The sequence below is a fragment of the Acinetobacter brisouii genome (assembly GCF_008993995.1).
GTDB classification, from domain to species: domain Bacteria; phylum Pseudomonadota; class Gammaproteobacteria; order Pseudomonadales; family Moraxellaceae; genus Acinetobacter; species Acinetobacter brisouii_A.
The window spans coordinates 1-3,972 of record NZ_BKNN01000126.1 but is presented as its reverse complement, the minus strand read 5'-3'; the positions used below and the strand labels follow the sequence as shown (position 1 = coordinate 3,972).

Annotated in this window: 4 protein-coding genes and 3 pseudogenes; 4 read left to right on the top strand and 3 right to left on the bottom strand. The window is 38.0% G+C overall.

All coding sequences use genetic code 11. The features are described from left to right. Positions 1–52: 52 nt before the first annotated feature. Together GBN19_RS14990 and GBN19_RS14985 are read left to right on the top strand one after the other, a co-directional pair. Complete coding sequence (locus GBN19_RS14990; RefSeq protein ID WP_151778658.1) at positions 53–775, top strand: GntR family transcriptional regulator; 723 nt, start codon at positions 53–55, stop codon at positions 773–775. A gap of 135 nt (positions 776–910) precedes the next feature. Beyond that, a complete protein-coding gene (locus tag GBN19_RS14985; RefSeq protein ID WP_151778657.1) occupies positions 911–1,606 on the top strand; it encodes a DUF1826 domain-containing protein in 696 nt (231 codons plus the stop codon). 56 nt (positions 1,607–1,662) lie between these two features. Here the strand turns inward: GBN19_RS14985 and GBN19_RS16370 are convergent. After that, a pseudogene (locus GBN19_RS16370) lies at positions 1,663–1,746 on the bottom strand (potassium-transporting ATPase subunit KdpA); the annotation flags it as partial. Between the two features lie 5 nt (positions 1,747–1,751). After that, positions 1,752–1,916 (bottom strand): annotated as a pseudogene (locus GBN19_RS14975) (NAD(P)-dependent alcohol dehydrogenase); the annotation flags it as partial. Positions 1,917–2,076: 160 nt separating this feature from the next. Between GBN19_RS14975 and GBN19_RS14970 the strand changes: the two are divergent. Next, a pseudogene (locus GBN19_RS14970) lies at positions 2,077–2,969 on the top strand (AraC family transcriptional regulator N-terminal domain-containing protein). Between the two features lie 189 nt (positions 2,970–3,158). Further along, complete coding sequence (locus GBN19_RS14965; RefSeq protein ID WP_151778656.1) at positions 3,159–3,674, top strand: hypothetical protein; 516 nt, start codon at positions 3,159–3,161, stop codon at positions 3,672–3,674. A gap of 92 nt (positions 3,675–3,766) precedes the next feature. Here GBN19_RS14965 and GBN19_RS14960 read toward each other — a convergent pair whose 3' ends face one another. Continuing rightward, positions 3,767–3,970, bottom strand: coding sequence for a hypothetical protein (locus GBN19_RS14960; protein WP_151778655.1), 204 nt, complete (start codon positions 3,968–3,970; stop codon positions 3,767–3,769). Positions 3,971–3,972: the final 2 nt, after the last annotated feature.

Below are 3,972 nucleotides of genomic sequence, written 5' to 3'. Positions count from 1 at the left end.
TTTTAAAATGTTCACCATTTTGAAATTTGAATGCACTAAGGAGATTCAAAAAATGTCATTGCCTACAGAAAATGTGAACAATGTTATTAATAAAAAAGATATAGATCTGCACATCTACAATGCCATTCTTGATGCCATCCTAAACCGTCAATTAACGCCTGGCGCACGTTTGGTGGAAGCACCTTTATGCAAAGCATTTGGTGTGACCCGTGGTGTTATCCGACGAGTTTTTGTCAAACTCGCTCATGATAAAATCATTAAAATTGAGCCCAATCGTGGTGCAATTGTCGCAGAACATGATATTGAAGAAACCAAAGCGGTATTTGAAGCTCGCAGTATGCTGGAGCTTGGAACTGTAAAAAAACTGGCGAAAGAAGCAAAAACCCTCAATTTAAAAAATATCAGGGAACTTGTACGAAAAGAGGAAAATGCCTTATCCAATGGCAACTGGAAGGAGTGGGTAAAACTGTCAGGCGACTTCCACCTTGAGTTGAGTGAAATCAACAATAATCCACTGGTGACCAATTATCTTCAAACCTTGATCGCCAGAACGTCACTGTTGATTCGTATGTATGAAACCCCTACGCATAATTGTTGTTCGGTTGAAGAACATACTGCCATTCTCAATGCCATTGAAAATGGTGATGAACAGCTAGCGATTTCGCTTATGGAAAATCATTTAGAAGATTACGCCAGTGCATTTCTCAATAGACAGCCTGCATCGAATCATGCCAATTTATTTGAGATTTTTCAGAATAAAAAAATAAATGACTAAAGTTTATGATGAGCAAAGTTCGTACAGGAATAACCTAGAATTTTTAAAAATTGACTTGTGTCATTCATTATTCTCCGTTTCTATAAAGCCGCGCGTATATAATTAGATATCGTTTCTCATTGATTTAATTCTTATATGAAGAATGCTTTTACTGACAATACGCAAATCAAAGTGGTTCCAAGTTTTGCTGAACTTGTAAATTCAGATTTTCATGGCGTCATGAATGCCATGTGCTGGCATCGCAATTTGCTTGGTGATTTTAAAGAAATTGTAGATAAACTTGAATTAAAAGAGAATATTACAGAAGTTTCTATCAAAGATCTTTTAGCACTACAACTTTCAGAAAAAGGCAATCTAGCAAGGGAAATTATCTTAACAGATCTACAGCTGTTAACAGGTTTTGGAGCCTCTCCTGCTCTAAATTTGCTAAAAAATTACCAACGGGATGACGAGCTAGACTTCATTTCGACAGATGTTTATTCCTATCATGTTGATCGGTCTCCCATCGCAACAGATACTTTCTTATGTACTTATTACGGCGCTACAAGTGATATTTTGCCTAATGATCAGGTTGAACAAAAAATTCTGATTCCAGAAATCAGAGAAAAACTTAAAGCATTACATGACGGCGCAGAAGCCGAATTTGAAAATTTCCTCGCAGAATATTTTTTTGATTTGCACTATCAACCGAAGCCTAATGCCAAACCTGTCAATTTAGGCTTAGGACATTTATGGCGCTTGGCAGTCGATCATCCAACGCAACAGGTTTTACCCTGTATTCACAGAGCACCGCATGAAGAAGATCAATATCGTTTACTGTTGATTTGTTGAAATATTCCTCGAAAAAATTTTGCTTCCCTTGATCTTGCCCATAAGATAATGACATCTATCTTCAATATTTGGGATAAATACGATAACGTGGTCGGACCTGCATAATGCTGCTGATTGGTATTGGTTAAAAATGAGATCACGTCTCGATCATTTCCACATCAGCAGTAATGTTATGTTCACCACAGAAATCCAACAGCTCTTGGGTTTCCTAAATCCCGCCAATGACCGAACCTGCAACCGAACGGCGACCCATAATCATTGGCACAGTATGTAGCTGAATTTCACCCAAATAACCCACCAATACAACTGTCATCAGAACCGTAAAACCAGTATAGAAATTTTGGGTTAAAACGGTTGTTCCATTCCTCTTGTAGATTTGCCTAATTCTCCAAAAAAATATTACAGACTCTAGGTTTCTTGCCCAAGTACGACTATGTTGAGCAGAGTTACAGCAGTAAAAAGGTCGGGCAATGTCAAATTTGGAAATGGGGCTTAATGAAATTTTAGGACGTAGCATCACCCAGTGGACGCAAGGTCAGCACCATGTGCAAACACCCATTGCTGACTTGAGTTTAAGCCGTTGGGAACATCTGACTGAACCGACCAGTTATGTCATGGATGCCAGTCTGTGCCTGATTGCCCAAGGACAAAAACAGGTCATGCTCGGTCAGGAAATCATACCTACGATGCCAGTCATTTTCTGTTTACCGCGGTGGATTTTCCCGTAATTGCACAAATTACTGAAGCCTCGCCAGAACGTCCCTATCTTAGTGTGTTACTCAAACTCGATCCGCATTTACTGGCGTAAATCATGCTTGAAGCGCAGATTCCTTTTAAACCTGCACATAAAGACCGTAAAGGCGTTGCGGTTGGAAAGCTCACACCCGATATGATCAGTGCCTTTATTCGCCTAATGAATTTACTCAATACACCATAAGACATTGCAATACTCGCGCCCTTAATTATTAAGGAAATTTTTTATCGCCTGCTGATCAGCCCGCAAGGTGAACGACTCAAGCAGATTATCACGATGGGCACAACGGGGCATCGGATTATTCGTGCCATCGACTGGATTAAGCACAATTTCACCGAGTCTTTAAGCATTGAAGAACTGGCCAAAAGTATGGGAATGAGCGTATCGAGCTTTCATCAGCATTTTCGGGACATTACCAACATGAGCCCGCTTCAGTACCAAAAAAGTATGCGTTTAACTGAAGCGCGCCGTTTGTTACTGACCGAAAGTCGAGATATTTCGTCTGCCAGTTTACAGGTCGGCTATGAAAGTCTGTCGCAATTTTCCAGAGAATATAAACGCTTTTTTGGCATGCCACCTTCAGAAGACCAAAAAAGCCAATCATCATGACCTTGGCTGGTCATACAGCGCATCACAATAGCATTTTAGACTGCCAATTTTTTTTTAAACCCATATACCTTAAAATGTCTGTATCAAAATATAAGGTATGATTTGATTACTCAAGTCGGTATGCCGACTTGCTTCTTCATTTTCATTTCCTTTACTGGTTGATACATGACATTAGGAGCCTAGCCCAGTATGAATTTAAAAGAGCGCTTGGTTTGGTTCTTACTGCTGTATTGCTTTGATTATTTTAAGATTTGGACATTACAAGTACGAAATTTGACTCATGCAGAAATGACTTTAGCGAAAGCAGTTTTTGCCGATTTAATTGATTATACGCAAGTTAAAATTTTGAGTGCGCCATTTTTACCTTGGCAACCGATTGGCATGTTTATGGCACCCAACGGTACTATTTTTGTCAATCCTGAAAATTATTCACTCGATTATGGCAAAGAGTCCTTGATTTATCAGTCAGTTTTTATTCATGAAATGACTCATATTTTACAATATCAGCAAGGTTTATCAGTCTTATGGCGAGGTGGATTACTACAAACGGCCTATTATCTCACAGCAAAATACTACAACCCTTACCGTTATACACTACAAAAAGGCAAAGCATTTGCAGCGTATAACATTGAGCAGCAAGGAGATATTGCTCGTGATATTTTTCTAGGCAAGATTCCAAATATTTTATTACAGGATCATCATTGATAAGAAAAAATAAACATCAATTTCTTATATTATTTCATAAAATTTAATTTATTTTTGAAGCTCACAATACTGTGAGCTTCTTTGTTATTGAGTTAAACAATTTCAAGTTGTCGCCCATCTTGAGTGACTTTAATTTTAATATTCTTATACTTACGTTTGTTTGGATTCATTGCAGATCCAACCACTTCTTGCATAAACTGACGTTCATTCATTAACTCAGCATAAACCTTATATCCAATTAAAATTTTTTCAGGTTTTTTATTTTTTAATTTAATTTCTTCATTTAATTTATCTATGT

Coding starts and splice junctions, on each gene's coding strand:
- GBN19_RS14990 (WP_151778658.1), top strand. CDS start 53: ATGTCATTGCCTACAGAAAATGTGAACAATGTTATTAATAAAAAAGAT.
- GBN19_RS14985 (WP_151778657.1), top strand. CDS start 911: ATGAAGAATGCTTTTACTGACAATACGCAAATCAAAGTGGTTCCAAGT.
- GBN19_RS14965 (WP_151778656.1), top strand. CDS start 3,159: ATGAATTTAAAAGAGCGCTTGGTTTGGTTCTTACTGCTGTATTGCTTT.